Source organism: Gilliamella sp. WF3-4, assembly GCF_001690275.1.
In the GTDB taxonomy this organism is placed as follows: Bacteria; Pseudomonadota; Gammaproteobacteria; order Enterobacterales; family Orbaceae; genus Gilliamella; species Gilliamella apicola_C.
Window position 1 is genome coordinate 14,934 of sequence record NZ_LZGW01000052.1, and the last position, 26,420, is coordinate 41,353.

Consider the following 26,420-nt stretch of genomic DNA (forward strand, 5'->3'; position numbering starts at 1 on the left):
TCTTTGAGAATCGTTTAATAAAGCTCAAGGCTTTATTTTTTATATCTATAAGCAATTAGTGTAGATAATTAAGTAAATTAATAAACTATTACTACTAATTAACTACTGTCTAATTCTGAATCAAAATACATTGCTAGTTCACAATTTGTTATCCCTATTATCAAATGCCAATGTTTTTTTCATTAATATAAAATTAATCATTAAGCATATAGATAATCAAGAAAGATAATCTTATTTTGGTATGAAAAATAACAATTATAATAATTAATAAGAAATGAAATTTGTAATAAGTTCTCTTGTTAGTATTTAGATGAAACATTCTTTATTTGCTTTTAAACAAAAGAATTTATAATTTTTAATGTATTATCTTTTGACACTAAAACTAATTTAGATCTAAAAAACTAAATTCAGCTTACTTCATATCGATTTAGAGGGATTTGCTTATAATAGTGAAATAATGCAACAACGCTAGTAATGTCAGAATTGGCGTAATGTCGTTTGTCAATAAAGGCATTCCAGATAATTGCACTGTTTATACACAAAAAAAACAAATACAATTACCCAGAGCGGTTAATTATTACAGTGGCTTTTCTGGCCAATTGGTGTCTGGCGCCGTATCAACATCAATGCGATTGAGTAAAGCTCGGTATTTTTTCCAATCCGCGTATAACGCCTTTTCTTCATCAGTTGCAATATCAGTATCAATTGCATCTTGTAGATAATCAATTTGCATAGTAGCTTCGCTTAATAGCTGTTTTTTCTGTGCTGTTGCAACATTTACATGGTGCTGATGCTGTTTATTTTCATCTAATATCCATGCTTCACCGTTCCAAGAATCAAACTCAGAATTTGGTTTTAACAGTGTGTAATCTGTAGGAATGTCGCCAATTTCTGTTACTGTTGATTCTACGCCTGTTGTAGTTGAGTAGATTTTTTTGCCTCGGTAATCATTAAGGTAAACCCATTTGTTGTCTTGACGAACAATCGCTTTATCTTCTTTCACCGATTTCGGTGCATCTATGCATGAGTTAGCCGGCACACCGACGCCAACTTGTAAATACTGATAACTGGCATTTTTGTATTCGCCAGTTAGCACGTCAAAATTGTAAATAACTGCATAACCTGCCTTCACTGTTAATCCATTATTATCTAAAATAGCTACTTCTGGTTGTAATTGATATTTCATTGTAAATCCTCTTATTTGTTATTCAGCTTTAACTATATACATAAATGCGATGTTTCTAGGTCTGTTTTCATTAGCAACGGGAACATAACGAGATGCGTCGAATATTATTTTTTGATGAGAGCCGCCCGACCAGCTCCCTGTTTGGTATGCCCCAGAAGAGTTCATGCTAGTAGAGAACGCGCCAGTTCCGATCCCGTCGTGCTGTGCGCCCGTGATAAAAGTTTCTAACTGTCCCCAAATATTGCGAATAGCGTCATTCTGCCAACTCAAAATACCGCGACCAGGATCAACGCCGTGACCGTTATCCCATCCGCGTATAAACTCACCCCGCAAGTCTGGTAAACGTCCGTCTGGATACGCAGCAGCTAACCTCGGAAATTGATTTACATTGAATTGAGCACCATTACATTCAAACCAACCGACCGGCGGACGATCTTGTGGCCACGGCTGTGGGATGCCGACAGGTACTGAATTCAACCGAACATAATCATCTAAACCGACCACGCGATCACAACCGATATACCCATCAACGCCTCCATCGGGTGTAATTAGCCACGCAAATTTATTTGTTAAATGATTATAAACGCCGCAAACACCGTCGTTTCTCATCACTATGTGATAGCTATGATTCGGCGAAAATACAATAGATTCGTTATTATTCGATGTAAATTTATCAGTTACATTTGATAAGTTGTTATGATTTTCAGTTGCTAAATCGTTAACTTTTTTTACAGCCAACGGTGTTGCTGCTTCTGTTTCTGATGTGCTGTTAGTTGATGAGTTAAGCTTTACGCTACCTTTTTCGACAAATTCCTTAATGGCTGTAGCGAGTTGATCGTGCTTTGATTTATCAAGCTTAATACCTGCTGACTCAATCGCATTAGCAATTTCTTCTTGAATAGCATCACAATAAAGATAGTCTAATTGCGTTGCTGGTGTGCCAGTTTGTGGGTTACCACGGGTAAAGCCATTTTTTCCTTGCCCAAATTTATCTTTTTGGGCGGTGGCTGTATCAATTCTATGCATTTGTTACTCCGTATTTAAAAATTACATAAGTGTGTGATGGGCATAATTTATTAATTATGCATTCGATTTGTTTATCACCCCACTTTCTCAAAGATGAATCACATTCATCGTTACAAGTCATTTCTGTGATTTGATAATTGTGAGGGATATTTACTATCCAGTAAAAACGCCACTCCTCATCATATAGATAATCGTCACATGTTGATTCACAAGTAAATATATCATTGTTGTAGTTTGTAATAGTGGCATCTGTATAGCCGTTGGCTTTTAAGACTTGTAGAAAAAATGCTTTACTTATGCCGCCGACCAAATTTATTTTTGAATCCAAACGGTTACGCCGAGTAGTTAACGTTTGAACCTCCGACGGGTAACAACTATCGGGTAATCCACATATTTGCTCATATCTATCTATCAGCTCTGTCGTCGTCTTGGGGTTAACCTCTTGCATTAAATCATCTAATCTAGCGTGAGTTTTTGATAATGTTAATGCCAGTGATAGCAGTATTGGCTCTGATTTATTCCACGCAGGGCCATAGGGCAATAAGTGCCCTACCATATTTCGGTATTGTTTGTCTAAATCCATTCAATCCCTCCAAAAGCAGCCACTTGATTTTTTTCTATAAAAATATCTTTGTCGGGATAAACTAATTCATGGGCATATTCACCAAATGATGCGCTTATCACTTCGCTAATACGCGACCTAAATAACGTTGTTTGTGGATTGCCTTCTCTTAATAAAAATGACTTCAATTCGGCTTCTATTTGATAGCGAATTTCTGGATTATCAGGGGTGACCATAATTTTAAAATTAATGGGTTTGGGTGCAGGAGAAAAAACGAGCAGCATGGCGCCAGCAACCGGTGCGAGTGGTTCAATATGTTTTTTTATATTTTCAATAGTTGTACTATCTAAAATTGGGTTAACCGGATCGCTATTTGCCACCATTACGCCAACGCTACCCGCCCCCGCCCAATGGCGGTAACACCAAGCTCGTGTAACACCATGAACCTCTTTTGCCCACTGTACATAATCTTGATCGGCTCCGCTTTGAGGCGTGTAATACCATCTGGCTATAACACGTTTTCTGAAAGATTCTAAATCTTCAATATCGGCACCTGATTCTATTGAATCGGCAAAACATGTTGATGATAGACCTGTAACAGGGGTAATCAGTGACATTTTAGTGCCATCATCACAATTGCCTTTTTTGCCTACCTCATCACAAATAACAGGCACTCTTAAAACGTTATTTGTAGATGTTATTGTTTCAGTAACTGTATACAGGCTCTGATCTATCTGGCGCCTGATTTTTTGACCTTTTGTGATAGTTATTCCATCAGATATTTCATCAAATCGAACATAGCCAGCTGCTGGAATTGGCTGTTTTCTATAGCAACGCTTCATATTGCCATGTCGAATTAACCAATTTTCGTCTGCTTGATCGGGTAAAATATTTTTAGCCATGTTTTCAATGTAGCCTAATAATACATGGGTAGCCCCTGCTATCACTCGTCCATAAACTTCTGGATCATTGCGCCGTAATGAAATTAATTCATCATCGACGGCTAGGCGCGCATATAAATCATTGCGTATTGTTGTGATTAAATCGGGTAAGGTTGGTCTTGAAAATCCACTAGACATTAATATCACTCCATAAGTTGTCAAACTTGAATTCTTCACTGCTGCCATCGTTTTTATAAATATTGATGGTTGCCACTAAAACGGTTAAATCGGTTCGCTTTACTGAAACATCAATACGTGATGCCAGCCCGTCATCAATCATCCACTGCACCGCCTCTTTTATATAAATTTTTGCAAAATTGGCAGTTTGATTGGTTAATTTTGAGCGAGACAATAAATAAAGGCGTGATCCAATTTTGTCATTTGCTATACTAGGGTATGAATCGCCCCACCAACCAAAGGGGTGTTTTGAATCATCACTGGTGTTTTTGCGTCGCCATGTGAATAGCGAAATGATTAAGGCTCGGTACAGTGGTTTTGTATGTGATGACATTGACATCAGTTTGTCATTAATGTTTATAAACATGTTACTAACTCACAGAATAAGGAATAAAAAATGAAAAAATTATCTTTATTAGCTTTGGTTTTATTAGCAAGTTCAGCAAGTACGGAGTAAAAAGAACTGCCATAAACCGCTAAACAGTTTGATAAAGGCATAAAAAAATACTTCAAAACATTTCCACAGTGCGCAGAAATAAAAATAGATGAGTTGCTTTTATTCAATGATGGTGCAAATGGTTATCAAGAATTTCAATTAGGTAATCTCACGTTTGCCGTCATGTTAAACATTGACGAAAAAGATAAGCTCACTAATATTCAAATAATATCATCTGGTAATGCTAAAAATGAGCAAGCACGACAAGGTATGTTATGCTCAACTTATGCAGTAATGAGGATGTTACAACCTAAACTAGCATCTAAAAACGACGCATTAAAACAGGCGGGTCACCTGTGGGTGCTAGCAAAAGGTGCCCTGTTTGAAATGGCGTATTATTTTGACAATAATAAAGGCGCAATTTGCCCTATTTGAATTAAACGTTTATACAAACTAACCCATTTTTTGATTTGGGTTGTGTGTTACGGTACTTGTTTCATTATGTGTATGTCCATTATAAATGGTTCTGATGTTTGAAATAGTGCTGGTTTTATCTGCTATTTCTCCAGATGATTTGAATAATGGCGTATTAAATTGTGTTCCTGATGATGCGCTAACAACTAAATTTTTAGTATTTAGTTCAATTGCATCATCAGCGTTAACAATAAATTTTTTAGTTTTTACGTTAATCTCGTTATTACGGTTAAAAATAATAGCGTCACCCTCGTCTGTGTAAATGGCAACCTCGCCTTTTTTGAGCGATGTAATACGATAACGTCGGTCACCTGTGGTTAAAATCACACCATGCGATTTATCACCATCTAAGAATAATGCAACAGCTTCTGCGCCATCTAATGGCCTTGATGTGAACCCATACGGCTCGATATGCTCAATATCACTTTTTTGTTCACCGCCCGACATTTTGATTTGTAACGTTTGGCATTTGCTGTTGCTATCACTAAATGTTATATAGCCACGAGAAACTAGGTTCATTATTTTATTTAAAACTTTACGCATTAGAATACCTCACCATCTGGTTACTTACCTTTTTTCTTCTTGTCAGGCAAATAGGCTTCAACTGGACCTATTTTTAATTCGCATAACGTTCCACGACTGCTTAAGCTATATTTAACTTCAGCAATAACCAGTTTTTCATTATCGTAACCCAGCAGCGGATCATTAACGACAACCATTTGATTGGGTTTCCATAACGTTCCGTCCCCCTGACGCCAACCTTGTACGGTGTAAGTGACTTCTCTGGTTTTGCTTGCTCTCAGCACTTTTTCCATTTCACAGCGTTCTTGGCAAGTACCGTTATTCGAGTCGCCAGACTGCTTTATGATTAATGGACGATAACGAACAATTTCCTCATCTTTAGATGTGGCGCTAACGGATGCTAGCGTTGCTTCACCAAAGTTTTCATCATCACCGATGCTTTGCCCTGAGACAAAATAATCGGAATATCGATCCTCGATACTATTTCCAGTATCCGCCGACAAAATATTAGCTCCTAAAACCAAGGCTGTTTTTGCCTCATCGAAACCGATATCACCAATCACTACTTGCCCTTGCTCATCATCAAATACAATAATTTGTTGCATACCCATTATTTTACTAATGACATCAAAAACAGTGTCCCCTTGATCCGCTTGAATGCTAATAGCACCAACATCATTACCTTGGTTGATAACGTTTAGCTTAAACGGTTTAACTAAATCTTGAATAACTTGAATAGTTGAACTACCGCTATATTGTTTGGGTACTGCACTACAATCAATACAATCAGCGGTTTTACTTCTGCCAACAATGCCCATTGATAGTGATCCCGCATCATATCGAATGGGCAATGCTTCAACGTACCCCGTTAAAACCACGTCATCATCAATATACACTTCAACTAAATCACCATTTTTAACATCAATTTTTGCTTCTGAAGCATCGCCTGATGATGGCCATTGTCGAGTAATAGTGACATTAAAATCACGGGCTAGTCGTTCAATACCCGCCGAAATACTTACATCAGTCCAACCGCCAAAGTATTTGTGATTAATTTTTAACAACACTTTATTATCGCTCATGGTTTGGGTACTCTCAGTTCTTTAACGGGCACAAAACCAGGATGAAGGACGTTGTTGCGAATTGATATATCATCATAACGTGTCGCATTGTTATAGAGATAGTGCGCTAAAACTAAATCGGGCAATACGTCCTTAGGCATATAAACAATGGTTTTTTCTATTTTGATTAAGCGTGCATTGATATCTTGGTTAACTGCAGCTTTTAATTTTACTAGTGCAATGTACAAACCATCATGCTCGGTTCTTGACAGTTCTTTATCAAACGATTCATTAATAGCATCTTTGATATCCAGCAAATCATCAAATGAAATGGTATTACTTTTTTCAACTGTTGATGATGTTGATATGGTTGAGATTGTTATGTTAGCCTGTGAATTGTTTATGTTCCCATTTGGCAAAGTATCCCCTCTGCTGAAATAATTCTCTTTTTTCCCTTTTGTTGATTCTAACGCCACAGGCGCAAAAGCTTGTTTTCTTTTATCTTCAACTTGCTTCGGCAATGACGCAATTATTCGTGATGCTTCTGTCAGTGCGGTTACGCGAATCGCGGTATTGATTAAATTTTGATTTTTCTTTCTTTTTTGGGTCGATTTGCTATCTGTTGACCAAATGGCGCTAGGCAAAACGCTTTTTATAAATAATACGCCGTTAAACACCTTTACTCTGGCTACCAAATCATTTACAGAATTGGAAAATGTTGTTGCGCTTTGCCAAACATTTTTGATTGAATTAATAATGGATGAACCCCTAGCACCAAGAATGGGTGATAAATCACCATTTAGGATTTTAATCACATCATTAACATAGGGAGTTATCGCATTATAAGCATCAGCTATGTCATTTAAAATTGACACGGTTTCATCAAGAATATTACTCAAGACAAAATCGGGCGCGTCGATTAAATCAAAATCTTCAAATGCATCTAGTAGTGCTTGATCTACATTATCTGCATTTTCATCAACCACATCATCTGTTGCGATAGATGAATCGGGGAAGATTAATTCCCCCGCCTCAACAAAAGAGAATGAAATAACACTCATTCGACCGTTTTCAACCGAGTTACTAACGGTTGCCGTGCCGGTAATGTTAACATTCAATTCACCAAATATGGGGTGCATGAGTGTACCTGCACCTTCTTTCTCGATGGCTTCTACCAGTTTTTCAGCTTGTTCTTTGTGGTCGTCACCAATAACAAACGCATCAATTTTATTTTTACGCGCAGAACGACCTAGATCTTCCGTATAAGGAACATCTCGGAACGGATATTCATGGGTTTCATTACGCCGACCAAATTCAGCTGATGTGCCACTCACTTGGAATGGCACTCCTCGAAAACTTGCTGGTAATAAATCATTTAGCCAATTCATGAAGTTCATCAATAGACTCCTAATGCATATGGATTCCAACCCACATCGGCTTTAGTATCAAAACCCGATGCCTGTTTAGTTTGTTTTACGATAGTCCCTTGCGGGGCATTTTCAAACTTCACAACCAATTCACCATTACTATTTCGATTTGCATTATTATTTGAAAAGTTATTAATTGGCATTTGAGGCGTTTGATAATTGGAGCATGTAACCATTGGTTTGGTCATTTCTTTCGGTAAACTCGCTGTATCAGCCGTAACTTTTACTTTCTTTTCATTGTCACCGAAAAGAAAGCCCCAAGCATCTAGTAGCGGTTGGATGCCAGACTTAACGTTATCCCATAGGTTTTTAAAGAAATTCTGAACACTTTCCCATGCCGTTGGTATAACTTCACCCGCATTTTTAAAGGGTTCAATGAATATATCAAAAATCAGCATTACATATGGCTCAATAGACGCCCACAATCCGCTAAAAAACTCATTCACCCTCTGCCAGCCATTTATGATGCTTTCACCACCTGCTTTAAATTCTGCTATAAAATAATCAATAATAGGCATAACGTAAGGTTTTATCACCCCCCATAGCCATTGAAAGAACTTAACTATATCATCCCAGTATGTGATGATTAATGTTGCAGCAATAGCTATACCTGTCATGATTAGCCCAATTGGATTCATGGCCATGACCGTGAAAAGCGCAATTGAAGTAACTCGAACAATTTTAAATGCATTGGATAATGCTATCTGTGCGAAAGCAAATAATTTCGTCGCTAAAGTAATGCTTTTTAAAATTCCTGTATAAGCCACCGTCACTATTTTAAGCGCTATTGAGGAATTTCGAACCGTTTTAAATGCATTAGATAATGCTACCTGCGCGAAAGTAAATAATTTTGTCGCTAAAGTAATGCTTTTTAAAACGCCTGTATGAGCCAATGTCACTATTCTAAGTGCTATTGAGGAATTTCGAACCTTTTTAAATGCATTAGATAATGCTATCTTCGAGAAAGTAAATAATTTTGTTGCTAAAGTAATGCTTTTTAAAACACCTGTATGAGCCAATGTCACTATTTTAAGTGCTATTGAGGAATTTCGAACCTTTTTAAATGCATTAGATAATTTTAATTGAATAGCCGCATGAGACTTTGTTACCCATTTATTAGCTTTAAGTACACCGTTGTAAATATCGATCCCGGTTGTTAGCACACCAACAATAGTATTCACACCTGCACATGCAACACGAAGACCAATTAACCCCACAATCGCCATCGCAGCCATTTTCACGAGTTCAGGATTTTCTTGAATAAAATGCCCGAATGAAACGATTAACGGTTGCATTTGGTTTAATAGTTCGATAAATGTTGGTAATAATGCCTCACCAATTGATAAACTGATATTATTAAGACCATTATTAAAAATTTGTAATTTTTGGGCTACGTTATTTAATCTTAATTCATACTGTTCCTGCATCAAACCAGCGTATTGCGATGCATCCTCAACACGCTTAAAATTAGTTTTTAATAGTTCCAGATTATCAACTAATGGTGAAATTGCAGCAATACTTTCTTTACCAAACAAATCTGCTAGTAACGCAGATTGCCTATCTTTTGGTACTTTACCTAGCGATTCAAGTACTGATGTAATCGCTCCTTCGGCATCTTTCTGCATGATGTTAGCTATTTCAGTTGATGTGAAGCCTAACTGTTGTAATGCCTCTTGTTGTTTCTCAGTCGCAGCCTCACCTGATGCCAGCATCGACATAAAGTTTTTTATACCCGTAGCTGCTTGATCGGTATTTGTACCAACGGAAATAATTGTTGAACTTAATGCAACTAACTTGTCAGTACTGCTACCAGAAATATTATCCAGCGAGCCAATTTCTGTAACTACATTTGTAACTACATCTGAAATATCTTTGGCTTTTGCATTTTGCGGGTTGCTCAACAATTTAATTTTATCAGATAATTCAACAACCTCGTTTTGAGTTAGCTTTAAAGCTGTTCGCCATGTTGCCATTGTGCTACTCGCTTCTTCCGCAGAGCTATCAAATGCTATACCCATTTTTACAGCATCTTCGGCAAATTGCTTTAAATCTTCTTTTGGGATACCTGCTTGTCCGCCTGCTGCAACAATTGCGCCGATATCTTTAGCTGCCATTGGTAACGTTAGTGACATTTCACGAATATCTTGCCCCATTTGTTTGAATTGCTCAGGCGTATCAAAGTCAACAACCTTTTTGATGTCAGCCATAACTTCTTCATACGCTATTGCATCTTTCACACCTTTAACAAACGGCGCAGAAATATTAAGGCCAGTTACAGCACCTTTTAGATCAAATTTGGCAAACTTTGAGTTTTGCACACTTTTTTGAAATTTTTCAAGTTTGCCTTTTATATTATTTAATTTTGGCGGTAGCTTATCGATATATTCCTTTGCAGCTTTTAAATTAAAGCTAGTCATAATGTTGATTCCTTGCTATTTTCTATGCGGTTTGCTTGTTCACAGAGTTCAAAGACTTCGGATAGTGAACGTTCTTCAATGATGTAGAAAGGAGAAAGTTGCCAGTACTTGGCAACTTCAAAACAAAGGTTTACAAGATATTCAATGGTGATGATTGGGCTTGCTCCGCTTCCAATGGCGTCTCTGCCTCCTTTACTTGATCCTTTGGGCCAAAGAACATCATAATTTCTCCCGTAATCATTAGAAAATCATAGGGTGTAAGTTGTTCCACCGAGCTTGGTGTAACATTACCTAATGCCACGATGTAATCAGCCACTTTTTTAGGATCGCCAATCATTTGGCTATCAAATGGGAATCCCAATTTTTTGATATCTTTGACGGTAGGCTCTTTTAATTCCAGCACATGTAATTCATTGCCATGTGCCATGATCGGCTGTGATAGTTTAATTTCTTTCATTATTGATAAAATCCTTCTTCACCGTGAAATTCGATTTCTGCTGTACCGTCTTCGGCATTGTGATTAACTTCACCTTCTACCCAAGCATTAGATAAAACGTAAACCTTACCGTTGGCAAGTTCTGCGGTAACTGTCATTGAATCGCTAGACATTAACTTGTCGATTGGAAAATCACTCGGTACTTTAAATGTCCCTTTAATGTACGGAGCTCGGAATGTTTCTTTATAGTGAACGCTATTATCTAATCCCAAAATACTTTCTTTTACATTAGTATTCATTGGGACTTCAATACCGCCTGTTAATGATAGTTGGTTGGCATCAACTTTAATATAAGTTGTTCCTGCAATACGTCGTTGTGTCATTAGTTTTTCTCCTCTGGATATTGCAATCTAAACTGTGCTAACACAGCAAAAACGCGTAATTGATTAACGAGATCAGGTGGGAATAACACATCTAATCGATTAGGATCGTTGACATTTCGTTCAACAATTAAGTTCTTTTTGAACACATCAAAGTTTTCAACTAAACCTAATAATTCTAATTGTCGATATGTTGCATTAATTTCCGCTTTAGCGACGGAAGGGGTGATAATTGCCTGCCCTGCACCAAATCGCGTGCCGTCATTTGCTAGTTTATGCCGTGGGTATTTAGATGTGATCACACTGCGTAATTTACGTAATACATACGCTAGCGTATGCAAGGTTTCACTATCTAAATAGCTATTATCAGCAATGCCGTAGCTATTACGTTGATAGGTTGTGATATCACGTTGTATTAATAAATTTCCGCTAGAAACATAAGCTGTAGCAATACCATGGCTTAGCAAAGATTGTTGTTCTGTTAGTGTAAACTGATCACTATCTGGTGCGGGTAACGCGCCGTTTAATAAGCCCGTTTGTGTTGGTCGAGCAGGATCGTTACGAATAAAAATTGCATTCCGCGCTGTTCGCATTGCAATTAATTCATCAATACCTGTCTGAATGTTTTTTTCATAGCCTGCAACGGTAATATGTTGGTAATTTAATTTATCACCAAATTCGACAAGCTCGGATAAATCACCTTTTTTAGCAGTATAAGCATGTCCATACAATTGGCGCGCATAACTCCAACGCCCTACTGTGTCATCCATTTCTTGGTTGAATGTTGCGAGTGATGCTAAGTCATTAAATGGAAAGGCGATAAAATCAAGGAGTTTGTCCCCCATCGCGGCAATAACCGGCGTTAAATCTGGAGTACCTGTTCCGCCATGCATTTGCGTGATGGCAATATTTAATCCGTCAGGTGTTTCTTCTCCGCCGATTGTGCCGTAATAGTTAAAGCATAGCGGGATATCATTGCCATTCAATCCTTTGTTTTTGGCTGTTAACGTGATAGTGCTATTGCTAATAGTTGCTGTAACAGGTAAATTGGAATTGGTATTAATTGCATTATTTAGTGCATTGGCAATATTGTCCGCAGTATCCGAAATCGTTACGCGCGATTGAATTTTGCAGTTACCAATATATAAACTTAATGTCCCTGTTTCTTCTGCGGTGCCTGATATTTGAATAGTACCTGTTGCGTTTGAGCCAGATGCAGGTTCGTCAACAGCAATCACCCATAACTCACCAAAATTATCGGTGTTTCGATAGGATTCAACCATTCTAGATAATTGGCTACCTTGTCCTGCGAGTTTTTTAGCTTGATCTGCAGACGGCATAATAATGAGCTTATTACGTTCAATACTGCTATCAGCTAATGGATAAGCAATAATTAATGAAGCACCGCTATCTTGAATTGTATTAGCCGCAGACGAATCCACTTCCGCATAAAATAATGGAACTTTTATATTGTTAGGAATATTGTTAAAACTAATTGTCATTTTTAGTTACCCTTTTTTTGTTTTAATTTGATGTTGGTTGTTTCTTCAACATCATTATTTGCCAGTCGTCTAGCCCAGTATTGGTTAAACTCAACATGACGACCGCCTTTAGGTAAATAATCCCCGTTATCTGGGTCATATACCTGTTTGTTATTGATAGGTTTAATTATCATTATTGCCCTCATAGATATTATTATTTTGAAAATTCACCGTTACCCCCGAATCTAGTTCATTAATCGTTCCTGATAGAGTATCGAAGTTGCCAATGTTTAACGGGTTATACTGCGGAGGTTTGATGGCATTTGGGTCGTTTGGATCGAATTGCCAATCAGGATCGGGAATTGGATTATCAATAGCATTTAAATCAAAGTGTTGACGAGTATTATCAAAACCAACTTCGCGCACTGCACTAAAATTGAATTGATAAAAAAGTCTTCCCTGATCTAAATCCAGTAAACCGCCACCATCATATTGAATTGGATTATGCGATGAAGAAGGTTCAAGACCGAGTAAAGCTCGCCAAAGTTCGGTTTTTATGTTTTCGACAATGTCATATGCTTCGTGTTGACCTTGTTCATCTAATGGTTTTAATACAACAATAACCCCAAAACTTTCTGTCACATTTTGCCAATAATCTGTTTGTGACTTGTTGTCTTGTGCTCTATCATCAAGCGGAACAACATAAGCGGCAGGTAATTTTAAAAGTGCCGTATCTTTAATAGCTGAAAACGCAGCAGCACCGCCAACCCGACCTGCAAAGCTAGGGCTAAAATGGCGTAATGTGTGAACGATATGTGATAATTTCATTGTTTAACCTGCTTCATTGAGTTGACTAGATCTGTAGTTAACGTGTTTTTACGCCATGATGATTCTTTCTTTAATGTACCAATCATGAAATTTTTAAACGGAGTAATCCTTTATGGAAGCCTGATTTGCTATAACAATAACTAGCAATATCAAGCATTACGATGTCGAGACAAATGGTGGAGATAATTTTTCGCTCGGTTAATTGCAGCTTTTAGCTATCTATATTGAATAAATTGTTTTATCAGCATTATCTAGCTGTAGGTAGTTCATATCTTTTTATATAAAACGCATAACACAAAAAATTTCGTTTTAGATATGTTAAGCATGCTTTATGCCAATGTGTATAGTTGCATCCGTTTATCATATCTACTGTTTATTTGCACATAAACTCTGTATTATTCTTGGGTGCAATCTCTTTACAATAGTATTCTCGCCAACCATCAATCATGGCTTTGTTGTAGCTGATTGCGCTAGTGAGATGGTAATAATCTTGTTGAGAAGCTCTTGCAAGTCGTAAGGCTTTGCTAGCAGTACTGCTGGCGGTGACACTATCTCGTTTGACGGATTCGACTTTGACGCGCAACTCGATAAAACCATTATCGATATCATGACGTAAAACCGCTGTTTTAGCTTGTCCATTTTTTATCGCCTCAATAATGTTTGATTCTATTTTGTTACTTCATTGTTATCTTGTAGCTATTTTTCGTACTTTTCTTCAACTTTATTTGCTCTCACCACTGCAAGCTTTTCATCTTGCCGACATTTGCAGGCGAAATAACAAACAAATAGCAACATACTAATCAATGATATATTTACTTTTGATATTTTTAACATGATGAACCACTCAACAATAACGAGACAAATAAAAACCAACCCTCAGCCGTTGACACCTTTGATAGCCATTATCGATGCGATGATAAAACATAAGATAGACATAACGCCTTCTCCTTTTCTCGCCTGATTACTAAGCCTTTTAGAGCCTTACCACCTGCTTTATTCCACCTTGGGAATTCATTACAAGCCGCCTTATAATCACCGTTGTTCAGATGCTTATACATTGTTGATGTTCGCATTTTTGTACATCCAACGTTAAAGGTAATTGAGGTCACAGCGTCAAAAACAGACTGGGGAAGATGAAAGCCTTTAGCATAGCGATTAACACATTGTTCAGCCGTTTTTATGTCATCGACCCAACGCTTTGCTATCTCATCATCAGTATAAATTTTTTGCTCAATATGATTACCCGTTGAACCAATGCCCACCGTTAATATGTTAGCCGGACAATAATAAGGCTCTCGTACGCAGGATTCAGCGTTACCGATTATTTCAAGACCCGATTGACTTGTTCTTATGTCATCTGAGTAGTTGGTAATAACAATACCGATTATTACCGAAACACTACAAATCGCACTCTTCGCTATTTTTGTGGTATTTCGCATAGTATTGCTCTCTCAAGTTTTTTTTATGATAAAAATCTCGGCGCTTATACAACCAATTAATAATAAATGTCGCTATTGATAAGATAATACCTACAATAATGGCAATATCATTTAAGCTAAGTGCGCCTAAAAGCGTGCATATAGCGCCCCAGAAATAAGATATCGGTGATGAGTATCTTTCCATGTTAAAATATCTTTATGTGAGTTAATAAGGTGACAGCGTACTAGCTATATTGAGTTGTGTGCGTGTCTAGCTTTGCTGTCGATTCTTTGAAAGCCCCCGAGCGTATCTATAAATCAATTTGTTGTCTTGAATTATAGAAAGTGGCGTAGGGGTAACTTTGGATATAAAAAACCGTAATTAAGCGGTGAATGTAAAATATCTCGTGGGCTAATCAGTTGCACAATATAACTCGAATTCTTGTTCTTGATATTTTTCAGCCAATTGACAAAATAAATTTAATATTCTTCTTTCTTTACTTTTCTTATGAGCATGTGGTCTTAATATTGCTAACAGCGCAAATCTCTTAGGATTAAAATCTGAAATAACATAAACAAGAAAAATATCCTTATTAGGCTCTTTAGTGGCGTTGCATCTATAATATTGAGGCTGGTTCTTTGGGAATCGGTTTGGAGGCAACTTTAAATGAATATGTTGAACATTTAGCTCATAGAGCCTGTTTGGTTGCCTATACGGAACATCACGTCCAAAAATATCAGGCACTTTTGTTCGATTACTTTCTATATATTCTTTAAAAACACTAATTAATTGATTTTCAAAATTAGGGAATTCTATAAATGTATCAGCAAATAAATATCTGGCTTCCTCTAAAATTATAACATCAACCATGATTACTAAGCCTTGTTTTTGATTTCGCTTAATAATTTATTAGTTGTATTGTTTGCTAACGATAAAATATGAGTTGTATTTATTCCACTATTATAATAAGTTGGAACCACATCAAGTGAATCCCTTATTTGCATTATTCTTGTAATTTTATTTTTCAAAGACAATATTAAGCGAAGTGAATCTTTAATATCCATCTTTGTAATTAAATTATTATTTATAAATGTAAAAGCTGAGGACTCCACAGAAACTAAATTTTTTAGCATTGCAGAAAAGTCATAATTTTTTATAAAATCACAGGAAAAATCATCAGTTATTTCATATAAAATATTTTCTGAATCTTTCAATGCTTTAACCAAGTCAATATTAAAATAATTGATTACTTTATTTTTTAAATTTATCATTTTAATATCTTCGTGGTTAATTTCACTTTTTGTTTGATACTGAGAGGACAAAGCCATAGCTCCAGACGCAGCTGAATTCAAAGAGACTAAACTCGTAGATAACAATACCGCAACTGCTACTTTACTCTTCATTATTATATTGCCACAATTAGAATTGATGAAAAAATCCTTAGGAATAACGGAAAAATTATATTCAACTTAAAGTAGCAATACAACAACTATTTATCTTTTGACAGATAAACCACAAAAATACATATAAGACTTCATTAATTTTATTCGGTAATAAATCTATAAAAAATTAAAATTAGTTAGATAAAGATTGTTGACCTTTAGTGTAAGTTAACTTACAACAATAAACATCAAGTAAAGGACTTGATAAGGTAAACCCCCGACCTAAGACAAGGGCTTAAGGAGAAGAAAAATGAAAAAGAAAATATTCATTTTAATTCTGCTACTTTTGATAAGCTCGCCAGCATTCTGAAGTAGTTCAAAGGAGAAGGAAACCTCTCCGATAACCTTAAATATAACAATTTAATTTTAAAAAAATCAAGGCGGATAACATGGCATTAACAAGAGTTGAAATTAATCAAAAAAGTGACCAAAAACGAGGAATTAAAGTGAAAGGCTTCAAACTACACGTTGATGATATCGCATTAATTGAACAAGCAAGTAAAAGCTTAGATATTCCTCAAGCCAAGCTTATTGTTGATGCTGTGAAATTTTACCTTGATAACAAAAAAGCCTCTAATTGAGGCTTTTTTTATTACATTGCTCTGTAATAAATTTATTATCATGACCCTGAATTTGTTTAATTTGTTGATTGCGCTTGCATTCCCATTGTTCAGGCGGATACATTTTATTCCACGCTGTCATTAATTTGCGCTCAGAATCCGATAAGTTAATGTTGTATTTATCTGACATATAAAAATGAGTGCGTGCAATTATGCCTCGAATCTCGTCACGTGGTTGAAATTGACGAGCTTTAAAGTCAACTGCAGATTGACATTGTCCATACTGATTAAATTGATTAGTGAATTGCGAGTATCGGTAGTTAGAACGATCACCGTTAACTTCGCCAATTGCAGGTTGTAGATTATGCATGTCACCTTCCATCAGATTAAACGTAGCATCTTTTTTACACGCCTTACGTCCACCATCTCGCCAACATTGTAAATGGCGCCCAAAATTTTCGGCTGGCATGACATGTTCCCATTCTATGCGAGAGGCTCGAGCTTCATTTTTTCTGGGTTTGTAACCACATTTACCAAAATCAACAACGCCCTTTTTATCGTTAAAGCTAAATTCACAAGCGCAATAAAACTCAGTTTGTTTTGGGTTTGATTTATACAATTTAGTTAATTGGTTTTTTGCTGTATTAAAGTTTTGTGTTGAATTAGCAAAAAAAGAAACAAGCACAAGCGATATGATAAACTTTTTCATAAATCCGTTTAAAAAACAACTCCAAAATAAATAAAAATATCGAGCGTTCTAATTAAAAATCATCGCACTCAATTAACTATAAGTACCAAGCAAGAAACTTGAGAAAGTAAACCCTCGATCTAAGTTGGGATAAGGAGAAGAAAAATGAAAATACTAATCATTGTTCTTCTACTCCTTTTAAGTTTTCCAGCTTTTTAGTAGTATCAAAGGCGAGAAGAGCCTCGCTTTTGATCTTAACTATAACAATAAAATCTTAAAAAATCAAGGTAGTTAAGATTGCATTAATTAATGTAAACAAGTGAAAACTTAGATAGTTTGCAAGTTTAATTTATGGTTGATACTGTAAAGCTTTGTCTATGAGGTTTTATCTATAAAGTTTTGTTTAAATAGTAAAAAAGCCTCTAGATGAGGCTTTCTTTTAAATTCAATAATGAGCGATGCTCTTGTAAAGTTAATGATTTATGATATTTTCTTGGATTACCACACATCCAACAAGAACAGGCTACCGGTGTTATTACATGCTTTTTAAGCGATTTTCTAGTATTGCCAGAATGAAAATCATGCTTTCTGTTATCTAAACATCGCTTAGCCTGATGTCGTCTATATGCTCGTGCTCTCATAAAATGACTTACATATGGAAACAAAAAAAGCCCAACTATTTTAGTGGGCTTAAATTCTGCGCGCTCAAAACCGCATCATGTGCATATCATATATTTAAACGTTTAAACAGTCAAGTGTTTTATTGTATATTTCACGCTTTTTTTATTACTATAATTTGTAGCTCCATTTCTAGTGTATGAATAATTTTAGGCATAGAATTAAACTAAGGTAGTTTTGTGGTAAAAACATTAATGTCACCTTTCACCACCACTTAAAAACTTCAATAAAATCAATAGGTTTTCTGAATGACTTTTATCATGCCCGATTTGCCGTTTTTCTGTTATATCATAGCCTTTGTTCCTGATATCGTACACTAAGCTACACCTAAACGTACTTTATATCGCTAATCAGATGTTTTGATATAACTAAATAGCCCGTTTAATTTGGGTCCACGTTTGGTAATAACCTGACATACTTATATTTAACTGGCATGGCATTTGTCCATTTTGGGACGAAGTTCACTCATTACACCTAAAAGCACGGGTATATCCTTGTGTATATAGGGATATGCCAACAAGTAAAAAAACACATTAAAAATTAAATATATTTAATCCTTATTTACACGGGGAACACACTTTCTCCTGAAGATGAACTTGATTCTTGACCAGTTTATCCTTGTGTGTACAGGGAACACGCTCTTTTAATCGCCATTCATATTCTGCAGCTTCGAACGCTTTTTTTGATTTTTCTGTATTGAGCATAGCAGACTCTAAATCTGCAATCGTTTTAGAATGTTTAGTCATTAGTCATCTCCTGGTTTATCCCTGTGTATACAGGGAACACCGCGATATAAAGTTAGTTCCGGCGAAAATCAGCGGTTTATCCCTGTGTATACAGGGAACACGCGCTGCTCTTTCATAATCTGCGCACGGATAGCGGTTTATCCCTGTGTATACAGGGAACACTCTAATTATAACTATTTGTTTTATAAATAAAATAATTAACTAAAATTTTCCACCAATTTTTAAGCGCTTTTGCTAAACCACTTATGCGATGGCCAATTAGATTATATCAGACATAACATTTTGTTTTAAATAAATTTTAATTAACAATCAAAAATACCTCTTTTTATAATCATGGTTATCTACGCCACTTTTGGGAATAATTCAATAATGTGCCCCCGTATAAAACATTCTGCTGCTAATAATATTTTTGTCATTTCTGTTGTTTGCTTACCTAATATTTTTGCTTGCTTACTGCATGAAATGTCACGTAGATAAAAAGAGGTTAATACCGCCCAATATTCAATATTATCCGCTTTGAGCCTTAAAACAGCATTATCAACAATCTGCGCTTCATCTTCTGTTAAATACTGACGGTAATTAAAATCCATTGGTGCGCCGTCAATACCTGCTGACTTAGAGGGGTATTCGGTTCCTATGCGCTTTAAAATGCGTGTGTTTTTCCAGGCGGTTAAAATATCTTTCGTATCTCTCATCATTTTCTCCTTCATTTTTTAATCTTGCTTTATACTCAGCTTTTATCTGTTTGGTTTGTTCTGTCGTGTGTTTTGGGATTCACGATACTCTTTTATTCATCCAATCTTTTTAATACCTATTTTTTTAATCAATTCATCCTCTATTCAATGATATTTCCTGATTTGTGGTTATTATGCGCTAAGCCTTGTTTGTGGACATTTAGCGCATAAAATCGTAGCGATATTTGCTACCGTTTTTTCAAATCTACCGCTTGTTTCAGGTCTACAACATAGTCATACGCTATGTTATCTAACATGTGATAGAACCTAACTTACAGTGATTAATGCTTTGTAGCACAAGCTTTAGCTGTTTTTAGCATCTGTTTAATGTTAGCAATATGCATCAGACTTTTACTTGATGCCCCCTGCTCGGTTTTACATTCAAGCATTGCGAACGTATTTTCTGGTTTTGGTAGATAATAATTAGCGCGATCTTGCGTTAATAGCCCTGTAAAAACCGCATGATTTATAGCGTCAACTCTTTTTTCTTTATCACTGCCTAATGAGACAAAGACTTCAGCAGTACGGCCATGCATCATTGATTTATCAACAAGCCGTTCATAGGTATCAATAAACGTTCTTCTTGCGCCAATTTTGTCGCCATTTTGATAGACAATTTTCGCTTGTGCCCATGCCTTTGCTATTTCACCCGTCCATACAACGGTGTTAGTTTCATCACTAGCCAGTATTGCAATTGCCCATGCTTCATCTGGTGACAGATGATTGCTTGCACCACCCATTAGTTTGATTAAATCCGCAGGCTTCGGCATAAATTGACTTTTTCTTACCCACGCGTTTGCCGCTGCTTTTAATGAATTAATCGGATATTGTCCAAGCGTTGACCAGTAAATATTGACTTTAGTTGTGCTTGCTTGTTGCCCGTAAAGCTCAAGTAATCCGCCAATAACTGCTAAAAAATCATCTGTGATCTTTGCCATTACTAACTCCTCATGCTCTCTAGAACGGCTCTATTTCGTTCAGCAAGGGTCATGAATTTAGGTTTGTTAGATTGGCTAAATTTTTGATATTTACCTGCATTGCGTAACCAGTTATTAAACGCCGCATTCCAATCAATGTATTTTTTGCCGTTAGCCAAACAGTAATCCCTAAATTTCACAAACTCATTATCCAGATTGACGTTTTCATTTATCGCTATATCTCGATGATGTTCGTTCGGTTTAAATTCATCAGGCAACTGACATGCCCGTTTAGGGTTTTGCGGTTTATCCGCAATAATATCTGTAGTATTCTCTGTAGTAGTTTCTGCAGTAATCTTTGTAGTATTCTCTTGATATAACGAACTTGATTTTGTAGTCATCTCGACATCTACATTGTAGAGATCGGGATGACGACTTTTTATTTGTCGTGATGATTGAATTATAGCGTTGGCGAAATCACTCAAAACTTGATTAACTTTTTCGTTATCAATTTTGTAAAACGTTTTGTGCTCTAATCTTTTTTCGGTAACAATTAACACACCTTTTTCACATAGCTTTTTTATTGCCGTTCGTTGCTCGTTATGTGTTAAGCCTGTTTCATCCTCAAGTTCATCACGTGTTTTATACACACCTAAATTGGACGTTGCCTTATCTTGCCAATAAAATAATTGTGAGAATAAAACAGCAGGGCCAACTCCCCCGAGAGGTTTCGCTAAGCGAGGATAATAAGCGTTAGGACGTCCTATTAATTTTAATGTTTCAACAGCATTCATTAATTGACCCTCATTGAGTATTCAGCGTATTTCTTACCGTTTTTCGCTGTAATCATTCGTTTATCAATGCTAAATCCGATTTGTTTTAAATCGTAAATTGGCGCGCCAAGCCTAAAGCAATCATATTTATTTAGCGCTGGTAACGGATTAATCGTTTTGCCACTTTGCAAGTGGTTGAACATTTTTGCGCATTGGCTATGTGTGTTTTCGTTATTTAATGTGTTCATTATCGCCTCTGTCGTCATTGTTCTGTCTAGGTGGAAAAATTTTTGATATATCTGGTTTGATATCACAAGCGGTAACGGCTCCATTAGTTACTTTCTCGATTAAAAGTGCGTTCTCAAGGCTAATTTCAGATAAGCCATGTAACCATTTCCAAACTGAGGTTTGCGTTTTACCACATGCATCAGCTAATTTTTTTTGACTTCCAGTAAGCAAAATAGCTTTCTCAATTGCTTTGTTTTTCATAAACCCTCTTGTTAACAACTTATGTTGTAAAATATTAGCTTGTGTTTTTGCCAGTGTCAACAACTTAAGATGTTTTACTTTATACAACTTTGGTTGTATTTTGTTTTAATAAAAAGGAGATTGAAAAATGACATTAGCAGATCGATTAACCAAAATAATGAAAGAAAAAAAGATTTCTCAAGCAAAGCTTGGAGAAGCGATTGGAATGTCTCAGACCACAATATGGAAGTTGATGACAGGTAAAACCAAATCAAATAGAAATTTATTGAAGATCGCTGATTATTTAGGTGTTTCGGTGGAATGGTTAGCTAAAGGAGAAGGCGCTCCGCTTAAACAACAAAAAGATGGAACGCCGATGAGCGAATTATCAACAAGAGAAGTGGATGAATGGGATGATAAAACTCCGTTGAATGAAGATGAAGTTGAAGTCCCATATTTTAAATCAATCGAACTTGCAGCTGGACATGGCTGTTCAAGCATGGAAGATCACAACGGCTATAAGCTCAGATTTAGCAAATCTTTCTTTAGAAGAAAAAATGCACAAAAAGAGTTTGTTGTTTGTTTTCCTGCTAAAGGAAATAGCATGGAGCCCGTTATTCCAGATGGAGCAACAGTTGCTGTAAACACACTACAAAAAGATATTCGTGATGGCGATGTTTATGCAATATGCCAAGATGGATTGTGTCGGTTAAAAAGATTGTATTTATTACCAGCAGGAAAAATTAGAATTGTTTCGTACAACTCGGAGGAATACCCAGATGAAGTCGATGATGCGAAGAATATACAAATAATCGGACGAGTATTTCATTGTTCATTTGAAATGTGATTGATGTTATTAAGGAAACATGACTCACTGCTTTGGCGATTTTTAAATAGTTTAAATCAATAATGTAAGGAATGATGTTTGATGACAGACAATATGGTAAAAGTAGGAAGAATTATTAGTGATTCGGAACCTATCGAAGATGGCATAAATAGTTCTTTCAGATGTATCGCTTGTTGTGATAATGAAGAATATCCTGTTGTAGCGAAGTATATAAAAGGCATTGAGATATTAAAAGAATTAATTTGCGCAATATTAGGTAGACTAATAAATTTACCAATTCCTGAGCCCATATTACTATTAGACCAAAATGATGTTTTCTGCTTCGGTTCTCTTGATGTTGGGTATCCAAATCTCTATCATAAATTAAATATTCAAGATCCATATTAGATAGTAATAAATTATTATTCACAATGCCAAAAACGCCAACCTATAAAGCTATTTGGGCTCCAATTTATTTTGAGCCAATCATTGGCTCTGGAGAAAAACTGACTATCGCTGTGGTAGCTGTTAGTGAAGGGGGTGAATTTAAAATTAGACAATCTATTAGACAGTGCGTGGTTAAAGCTATGTATGGTAACAAATCAGATCAGTTTAACGCTCTGATTGAATTAATTATTTCTAGCCTTACTTCACATCTAAGCAAAACAAAAATTCTAGAAAACTGGAACGTTCCTATGCAAGGTGTTGTTTTGGGTAAAATAAAAAGCACCTCATCCAGTGATATTATCGGAGTTCTTAGGCAAGCGGTGATGCTAACATCAAGCCTATCGTCCCTTGATTTTTATGCTAACGATCAAGAGAATGACCAATATTCATCAGATAACACTTGGTCAAAATTATTAAAAGATATAACTATAAATAATCATCCAAGCTTCGATCGTTATTTTGATAGAGAATTTAAGGTTGTATCAGAAGCTAGAGCTGCTAAGATATTTTTCCTGAGTGATCGCTCGGCAATTAATACCGAAAGATTAAGACCAAATAACATAGGGACAGATTTAGATAAAAACAAAGCAAGATTGTTAGATTTATTTGCTATCAAGGATCATGATAATTTCTTTACACGAAGTACACATGAGCTTATTGTCTATAGACCGACTGAAGATGATATCACATTTAGCAAGCGACAAATGAAGCGATTAAATGATGCTTTATTAACGCTAGAAGAAGTTGGAGATAGGCACTCAATCATAGTTACCCCTGTAAACACTCCGCAGCAAGCATTAAAAAGAATTGAGCGGGCTGAACTCAATCTTATAGCTTAAATCCCTCACCCGCTCCATGCGTTTTTTCACGCCTAAAATTCCTTACCTACAACTTCAAAACACTTTATCACTCAAAAAACAAGCAATCAAACAACAATTAATTGCACAGAAACAACAATTTAACAACTCCATTCAAAACAATAACAACTTTAGATGTTGATATCAATAACAACTTATGTTGTAATTGTCACATCAAAACAAATCACCTTAACAAAACAATTAAGCAATAGAGCGGTTTTGATAGATAGTCGAACGGCACGGCGTTAAACCTGCCTCGGGTGCTTGGCGGGTTCATGAAGAACGGCAATAAGGCACAACAAATAATTTGATAACAAAGGAGTAAAACATGGCTAAAAAAGAAATTGAATTAACGCTAATTGTCGAAATTGACGATAACGGAGATTTATTCGCAAAAACACGGGTAAATTTTGATTCAAAAAGTTTGAAAACGATAACAGAGAAAGCTTTCATTATATATCTCAAGGAAATAGTGTCACAACACGCACAGCCGATCGTCGCATCAGCTCTTGCGCTTGCTGAATTGAGAGATAAATTATCTTTATACGAAAATGATTTAGACGATTAAATCAGTGCTCAAATCAAAGCACTCATTCATAGAGTGCGCTTGAGTTTGAAATATAAGAATGCGAGGTAGCCTATGCAATTACATAAATCTGTAGAGAACGCTTACGAAAATGCCTATTGTAAAATGATGAACAATACCGAAATGCAAGACGCTAAAGATGAATGGATTGAAACCAGAGCTGAAGAATTAATCAAGAATTTTGACAATGATAATGATTGGCAAATTATAGAATTACTAAAAATAAAACTAGAAAGTAAAAGCATTGACGCAGACCTTTACAACCAATTTATAACTGATATTTGCTACTCACAAGCCACACTTGAGTATAGCCAAACATTCTGACAGCTGGAAAAACAGCACATTCTACATCCGTTTGCCTTTTTTGAGGGCTTTTAGGGAGCTGATTATGACAAATAAAGATTTTGTAAATTCAAAACAAACCGATAAGTTCAACAAAGATTACAAACTAAACAAAAGCGAGCAAATATACGCCTTTTTTTGTACCTTGATTTTATCATTTGGCGGGCTATTTATGCTGTTTCACTGGATGTTACATATTGCAACTGATTAAAAGATAGAAAATGGCAGAGAAAACATATTTTAAAAAGGCATTCAAATCACCTTATAAATGGTAATGTTTGAATATTTTTCGCAGTTATGATACGTAGTAACCTTTATTTAATCTGACATTTAGTGTAGCCTATCCACTACTACAATTTACTAGGGTTTATAATCTTCATACTCCCAAGCAAAATGCCTTAAAAGTTTTGCCGCTTATTTCCTGAAGAGCTAATTTTCCGACCTATTCATAGCGTTTTTTGAATAGCTGTTGCGACTATACCCCAAGGTTTTACGATCTTGATGAAATTTAGCTAACTATTTATATATTTTCACCTATTTTTAATTCACCTATATGTGTTGCTATAGGTAAATTTTTATTTTCTTCTCTTTTTTGCGCCTTTCTTCCCTATTTCACTTCTTTGCTGTGTAGTTAAAGCTTTAGCCCTTGCCAAACTACCATTACGTTTATTATTCATATTAATAACTCATTAAATGCAAATTAAAGTTATTATTATATTGCATTATATATGTAAAAATTAACCATTATGACTTAAAGCAAACTTTAACTTGAAATTTAATATTAGCTTGATCAGTCAATTTTATATAATAAAAAAACCCTCTAAGAGGGTTTGATGAGTGTGTTTGTCAACAAATATGAGCACTAATGAAACATTAGTTGCCTAAACAATTTTCGACTTTTTGCTTTTCGATATTCAAGGTATTTAATATAATAGACGGGTTGGCTCCATTCCAGTTACCGACAGGGTTAAACCCATTATTAGGTATTGAGCCTGTCGTGGACTGAGCCTGAGTAATATTATTGAAAAAATATTGAGTATTATTTTTGTCTTTATCTTGTTTTATCGATAAAGTGTAACGAACATAGTTTATTATTGGGATAAAAGATTGTGGATTGTTATACTGCGTTAAGCCGTCAACAACAATAATATCATCATCAAAATATTGTCTTGCTCCGCTACTAGATGATACCGTTACAGAGGGTATACTGTAATAACGGCCGCTAGCACCAACAAAGTCATTAGAATTATCAGACAAAACAACATTCCTATCCCTTATGTTTTGTAACACACAAACCTTAATGTCTTTCATACTTTTATCTATGTGACTAGTTAAAGTATATGTATCGATCAGTTTATATTCATTACTATAATCTTTATATGTCACACCACTAAATGAACTTAAGTTACTATCTACTTGAGCACATCCAGCCACCAAAAAAGCCACCATACTGGCAATCATTAACTTTTTCATACCATTCTCCTTAAATAATTATTTTGGTAATGGTATGAAATTTTGCCCATTAAATCAACGATGATTTAGCAAAGCCTCCTTTTTTAAAACGTCTGGTGGTGAACGGATGT

35 protein-coding genes are annotated in these 26,420 nt (G+C 35.8%); 8 read left to right on the forward strand and 27 right to left on the reverse strand.

What is annotated here, in order from left to right; all coding sequences use genetic code 11:
* Window positions 1-577: 577 nt before the first annotated feature.
* The 5 genes from A9G47_RS11465 to A9G47_RS11485 are packed head-to-tail and all read right to left on the reverse strand — an operon-like array spanning window position 578 to window position 4,226.
* Window positions 578-1,186, reverse strand: coding sequence for a tail fiber assembly protein (locus A9G47_RS11465; protein WP_065642938.1), 609 nt, complete (start codon window positions 1,184-1,186; stop codon window positions 578-580).
* A gap of 18 nt (window positions 1,187-1,204) precedes the next feature.
* The gene (locus A9G47_RS14525) at window positions 1,205-2,212 is read right to left on the reverse strand and encodes a phage tail protein (RefSeq protein WP_081303650.1); all 1,008 of its coding nucleotides are present in this window, start codon (window positions 2,210-2,212) and stop codon (window positions 1,205-1,207) included.
* Window positions 2,205-2,795, reverse strand: coding sequence for a YmfQ family protein (locus A9G47_RS11475; protein WP_065642939.1), 591 nt, complete (start codon window positions 2,793-2,795; stop codon window positions 2,205-2,207). Before A9G47_RS11475 ends, A9G47_RS14525 begins: the two co-directional genes overlap by 8 nt.
* On the reverse strand, window positions 2,786-3,853 hold the full coding sequence (locus tag A9G47_RS11480; protein ID WP_065642940.1) for a baseplate J/gp47 family protein: 1,068 nt from the start codon (window positions 3,851-3,853) through the stop codon (window positions 2,786-2,788). Before A9G47_RS11480 ends, A9G47_RS11475 begins: the two co-directional genes overlap by 10 nt.
* Complete coding sequence (locus A9G47_RS11485) at window positions 3,846-4,226, reverse strand: phage GP46 family protein (protein WP_218057102.1); 381 nt, start codon at window positions 4,224-4,226, stop codon at window positions 3,846-3,848. Before A9G47_RS11485 ends, A9G47_RS11480 begins: the two co-directional genes overlap by 8 nt.
* Window positions 4,227-4,442: 216 nt before the next feature.
* Here A9G47_RS11485 and A9G47_RS11490 point away from each other — a divergent pair, with 216 nt between their 5' ends.
* Window positions 4,443-4,763, forward strand: a complete 321-nt coding sequence (locus A9G47_RS11490; protein ID WP_065568043.1) for a hypothetical protein — start codon at window positions 4,443-4,445, stop codon at window positions 4,761-4,763.
* Between the two features lie 18 nt (window positions 4,764-4,781).
* On the opposite strand, the gene A9G47_RS11495 is transcribed toward A9G47_RS11490, so the two are convergent.
* From A9G47_RS11495 to A9G47_RS11550, 14 genes are all read right to left on the reverse strand, one after another.
* Window positions 4,782-5,345, reverse strand: a complete 564-nt coding sequence (locus A9G47_RS11495; protein ID WP_065568044.1) for a phage baseplate assembly protein V — start codon at window positions 5,343-5,345, stop codon at window positions 4,782-4,784.
* A 20-nt stretch (window positions 5,346-5,365) separates the two neighbouring features.
* Window positions 5,366-6,406 carry a phage baseplate assembly protein gene (locus A9G47_RS11500; RefSeq protein WP_065568045.1) on the reverse strand — a complete coding sequence of 347 codons (1,041 nt, stop codon included), beginning with the start codon at window positions 6,404-6,406 and terminating at the stop codon, window positions 5,366-5,368.
* Entirely contained in the window at window positions 6,403-7,782 is a 1,380-nt protein-coding gene (locus A9G47_RS11505; protein ID WP_065642941.1) for a DNA circularization protein, read from the reverse strand. Before A9G47_RS11505 ends, A9G47_RS11500 begins: the two co-directional genes overlap by 4 nt.
* Window positions 7,782-10,229 carry a phage tail tape measure protein gene (locus tag A9G47_RS11510; RefSeq protein WP_065642942.1) on the reverse strand — a complete coding sequence of 816 codons (2,448 nt, stop codon included), beginning with the start codon at window positions 10,227-10,229 and terminating at the stop codon, window positions 7,782-7,784. The genes A9G47_RS11505 and A9G47_RS11510 overlap by 1 nt, the downstream gene beginning before the upstream one ends.
* A gap of 130 nt (window positions 10,230-10,359) precedes the next feature.
* Window positions 10,360-10,686 (reverse strand): phage tail assembly protein, encoded by a 327-nt coding sequence (locus A9G47_RS11515; protein WP_081295695.1) that lies wholly within the window; start codon window positions 10,684-10,686, stop codon window positions 10,360-10,362.
* Window positions 10,686-11,048: a phage tail tube protein gene (locus A9G47_RS11520; protein WP_065580757.1), complete on the reverse strand. Its 363-nt coding sequence runs from the start codon at window positions 11,046-11,048 to the stop codon at window positions 10,686-10,688. Before A9G47_RS11520 ends, A9G47_RS11515 begins: the two co-directional genes overlap by 1 nt.
* Entirely contained in the window at window positions 11,048-12,547 is a 1,500-nt protein-coding gene (locus A9G47_RS11525) for a phage tail sheath subtilisin-like domain-containing protein (RefSeq protein ID WP_065580756.1), read from the reverse strand. The genes A9G47_RS11520 and A9G47_RS11525 overlap by 1 nt, the downstream gene beginning before the upstream one ends.
* A 2-nt stretch (window positions 12,548-12,549) precedes the next feature.
* Entirely contained in the window at window positions 12,550-12,720 is a 171-nt protein-coding gene (locus A9G47_RS13675; RefSeq protein ID WP_081297895.1) for a DUF2635 domain-containing protein, read from the reverse strand.
* Window positions 12,710-13,354 (reverse strand): phage tail terminator protein, encoded by a 645-nt coding sequence (locus tag A9G47_RS11530; RefSeq protein WP_065642943.1) that lies wholly within the window; start codon window positions 13,352-13,354, stop codon window positions 12,710-12,712. The genes A9G47_RS13675 and A9G47_RS11530 overlap by 11 nt, the downstream gene beginning before the upstream one ends.
* 373 nt (window positions 13,355-13,727) lie before the next feature.
* Window positions 13,728-14,024, reverse strand: coding sequence for a lysis system i-spanin subunit Rz (locus A9G47_RS11535; protein ID WP_141674857.1), 297 nt, complete (start codon window positions 14,022-14,024; stop codon window positions 13,728-13,730).
* Window positions 14,025-14,256: 232 nt separating this feature from the next.
* Window positions 14,257-14,793: a lysozyme gene (locus tag A9G47_RS11540; protein ID WP_065642945.1), complete on the reverse strand. Its 537-nt coding sequence runs from the start codon at window positions 14,791-14,793 to the stop codon at window positions 14,257-14,259.
* Window positions 14,753-14,977: a phage holin family protein gene (locus A9G47_RS15075; protein WP_081303651.1), complete on the reverse strand. Its 225-nt coding sequence runs from the start codon at window positions 14,975-14,977 to the stop codon at window positions 14,753-14,755. Before A9G47_RS15075 ends, A9G47_RS11540 begins: the two co-directional genes overlap by 41 nt.
* 207 nt (window positions 14,978-15,184) lie before the next feature.
* Entirely contained in the window at window positions 15,185-15,643 is a 459-nt protein-coding gene (locus A9G47_RS11545; RefSeq protein WP_065568055.1) for a type II toxin-antitoxin system YafO family toxin, read from the reverse strand.
* Window positions 15,644-15,648: 5 nt separating this feature from the next.
* A complete protein-coding gene (locus tag A9G47_RS11550) occupies window positions 15,649-16,176 on the reverse strand; it encodes a hypothetical protein (RefSeq protein WP_065642946.1) in 528 nt (175 codons plus the stop codon).
* Window positions 16,177-16,604: 428 nt separating this feature from the next.
* Here A9G47_RS11550 and A9G47_RS11555 point away from each other — a divergent pair, with 428 nt between their 5' ends.
* Window positions 16,605-16,796: a hypothetical protein gene (locus tag A9G47_RS11555; protein WP_065568057.1), complete on the forward strand. Its 192-nt coding sequence runs from the start codon at window positions 16,605-16,607 to the stop codon at window positions 16,794-16,796.
* Here A9G47_RS11555 and A9G47_RS11560 read toward each other — a convergent pair.
* The 7 genes from A9G47_RS11560 to A9G47_RS11590 form a co-directional block, all read right to left on the reverse strand.
* Window positions 16,789-17,484, reverse strand: a complete 696-nt coding sequence (locus tag A9G47_RS11560; protein ID WP_065642947.1) for an endonuclease — start codon at window positions 17,482-17,484, stop codon at window positions 16,789-16,791. The two genes, A9G47_RS11555 and A9G47_RS11560, sit on opposite strands and share 8 nt — an antisense overlap.
* Window positions 17,485-18,698: 1,214 nt before the next feature.
* Window positions 18,699-18,887 (reverse strand): hypothetical protein, encoded by a 189-nt coding sequence (locus A9G47_RS11565; protein ID WP_065568059.1) that lies wholly within the window; start codon window positions 18,885-18,887, stop codon window positions 18,699-18,701.
* A 341-nt stretch (window positions 18,888-19,228) separates the two neighbouring features.
* Window positions 19,229-19,585 (reverse strand): antiterminator Q family protein, encoded by a 357-nt coding sequence (locus A9G47_RS11570; RefSeq protein ID WP_141673666.1) that lies wholly within the window; start codon window positions 19,583-19,585, stop codon window positions 19,229-19,231.
* A 317-nt stretch (window positions 19,586-19,902) separates the two neighbouring features.
* Entirely contained in the window at window positions 19,903-20,559 is a 657-nt protein-coding gene (locus A9G47_RS11575; protein ID WP_065568061.1) for a hypothetical protein, read from the reverse strand.
* A gap of 2 nt (window positions 20,560-20,561) precedes the next feature.
* Complete coding sequence (locus A9G47_RS11580; protein ID WP_065642948.1) at window positions 20,562-21,332, reverse strand: hypothetical protein; 771 nt, start codon at window positions 21,330-21,332, stop codon at window positions 20,562-20,564.
* The gene (locus tag A9G47_RS11585) at window positions 21,332-21,559 is read right to left on the reverse strand and encodes a helix-turn-helix domain-containing protein (protein WP_141674858.1); all 228 of its coding nucleotides are present in this window, start codon (window positions 21,557-21,559) and stop codon (window positions 21,332-21,334) included. The genes A9G47_RS11580 and A9G47_RS11585 overlap by 1 nt, the downstream gene beginning before the upstream one ends.
* Window positions 21,543-21,800, reverse strand: a complete 258-nt coding sequence (locus A9G47_RS11590) for a transcriptional regulator (protein WP_065568063.1) — start codon at window positions 21,798-21,800, stop codon at window positions 21,543-21,545. Before A9G47_RS11590 ends, A9G47_RS11585 begins: the two co-directional genes overlap by 17 nt.
* 127 nt (window positions 21,801-21,927) lie before the next feature.
* Between A9G47_RS11590 and A9G47_RS11595 the strand changes: the two genes are divergently transcribed.
* The 6 genes from A9G47_RS11595 to A9G47_RS14355 all read left to right on the forward strand — a co-directional run bounded on the left by A9G47_RS11595 (window position 21,928) and on the right by A9G47_RS14355 (window position 25,048).
* Entirely contained in the window at window positions 21,928-22,626 is a 699-nt protein-coding gene (locus A9G47_RS11595) for an XRE family transcriptional regulator (RefSeq protein ID WP_141673667.1), read from the forward strand.
* An 81-nt stretch (window positions 22,627-22,707) separates the two neighbouring features.
* Window positions 22,708-23,013 (forward strand): hypothetical protein, encoded by a 306-nt coding sequence (locus A9G47_RS11600; protein ID WP_065580748.1) that lies wholly within the window; start codon window positions 22,708-22,710, stop codon window positions 23,011-23,013.
* A 23-nt stretch (window positions 23,014-23,036) separates the two neighbouring features.
* Window positions 23,037-23,891: a hypothetical protein gene (locus A9G47_RS11605; RefSeq protein ID WP_065642949.1), complete on the forward strand. Its 855-nt coding sequence runs from the start codon at window positions 23,037-23,039 to the stop codon at window positions 23,889-23,891.
* A gap of 346 nt (window positions 23,892-24,237) precedes the next feature.
* Window positions 24,238-24,477 carry a hypothetical protein gene (locus tag A9G47_RS11610; RefSeq protein WP_065580103.1) on the forward strand — a complete coding sequence of 80 codons (240 nt, stop codon included), beginning with the start codon at window positions 24,238-24,240 and terminating at the stop codon, window positions 24,475-24,477.
* A gap of 72 nt (window positions 24,478-24,549) precedes the next feature.
* Window positions 24,550-24,819 carry a hypothetical protein gene (locus A9G47_RS11615; RefSeq protein ID WP_065642950.1) on the forward strand — a complete coding sequence of 90 codons (270 nt, stop codon included), beginning with the start codon at window positions 24,550-24,552 and terminating at the stop codon, window positions 24,817-24,819.
* A gap of 64 nt (window positions 24,820-24,883) precedes the next feature.
* Entirely contained in the window at window positions 24,884-25,048 is a 165-nt protein-coding gene (locus A9G47_RS14355) for a hypothetical protein (RefSeq protein WP_176700707.1), read from the forward strand.
* Window positions 25,049-25,710: 662 nt separating this feature from the next.
* Here the strand turns inward: A9G47_RS14355 and A9G47_RS11620 are convergent.
* Window positions 25,711-26,310, reverse strand: a complete 600-nt coding sequence (locus A9G47_RS11620; RefSeq protein ID WP_065642951.1) for a hypothetical protein — start codon at window positions 26,308-26,310, stop codon at window positions 25,711-25,713.
* Window positions 26,311-26,420: the final 110 nt, after the last annotated feature.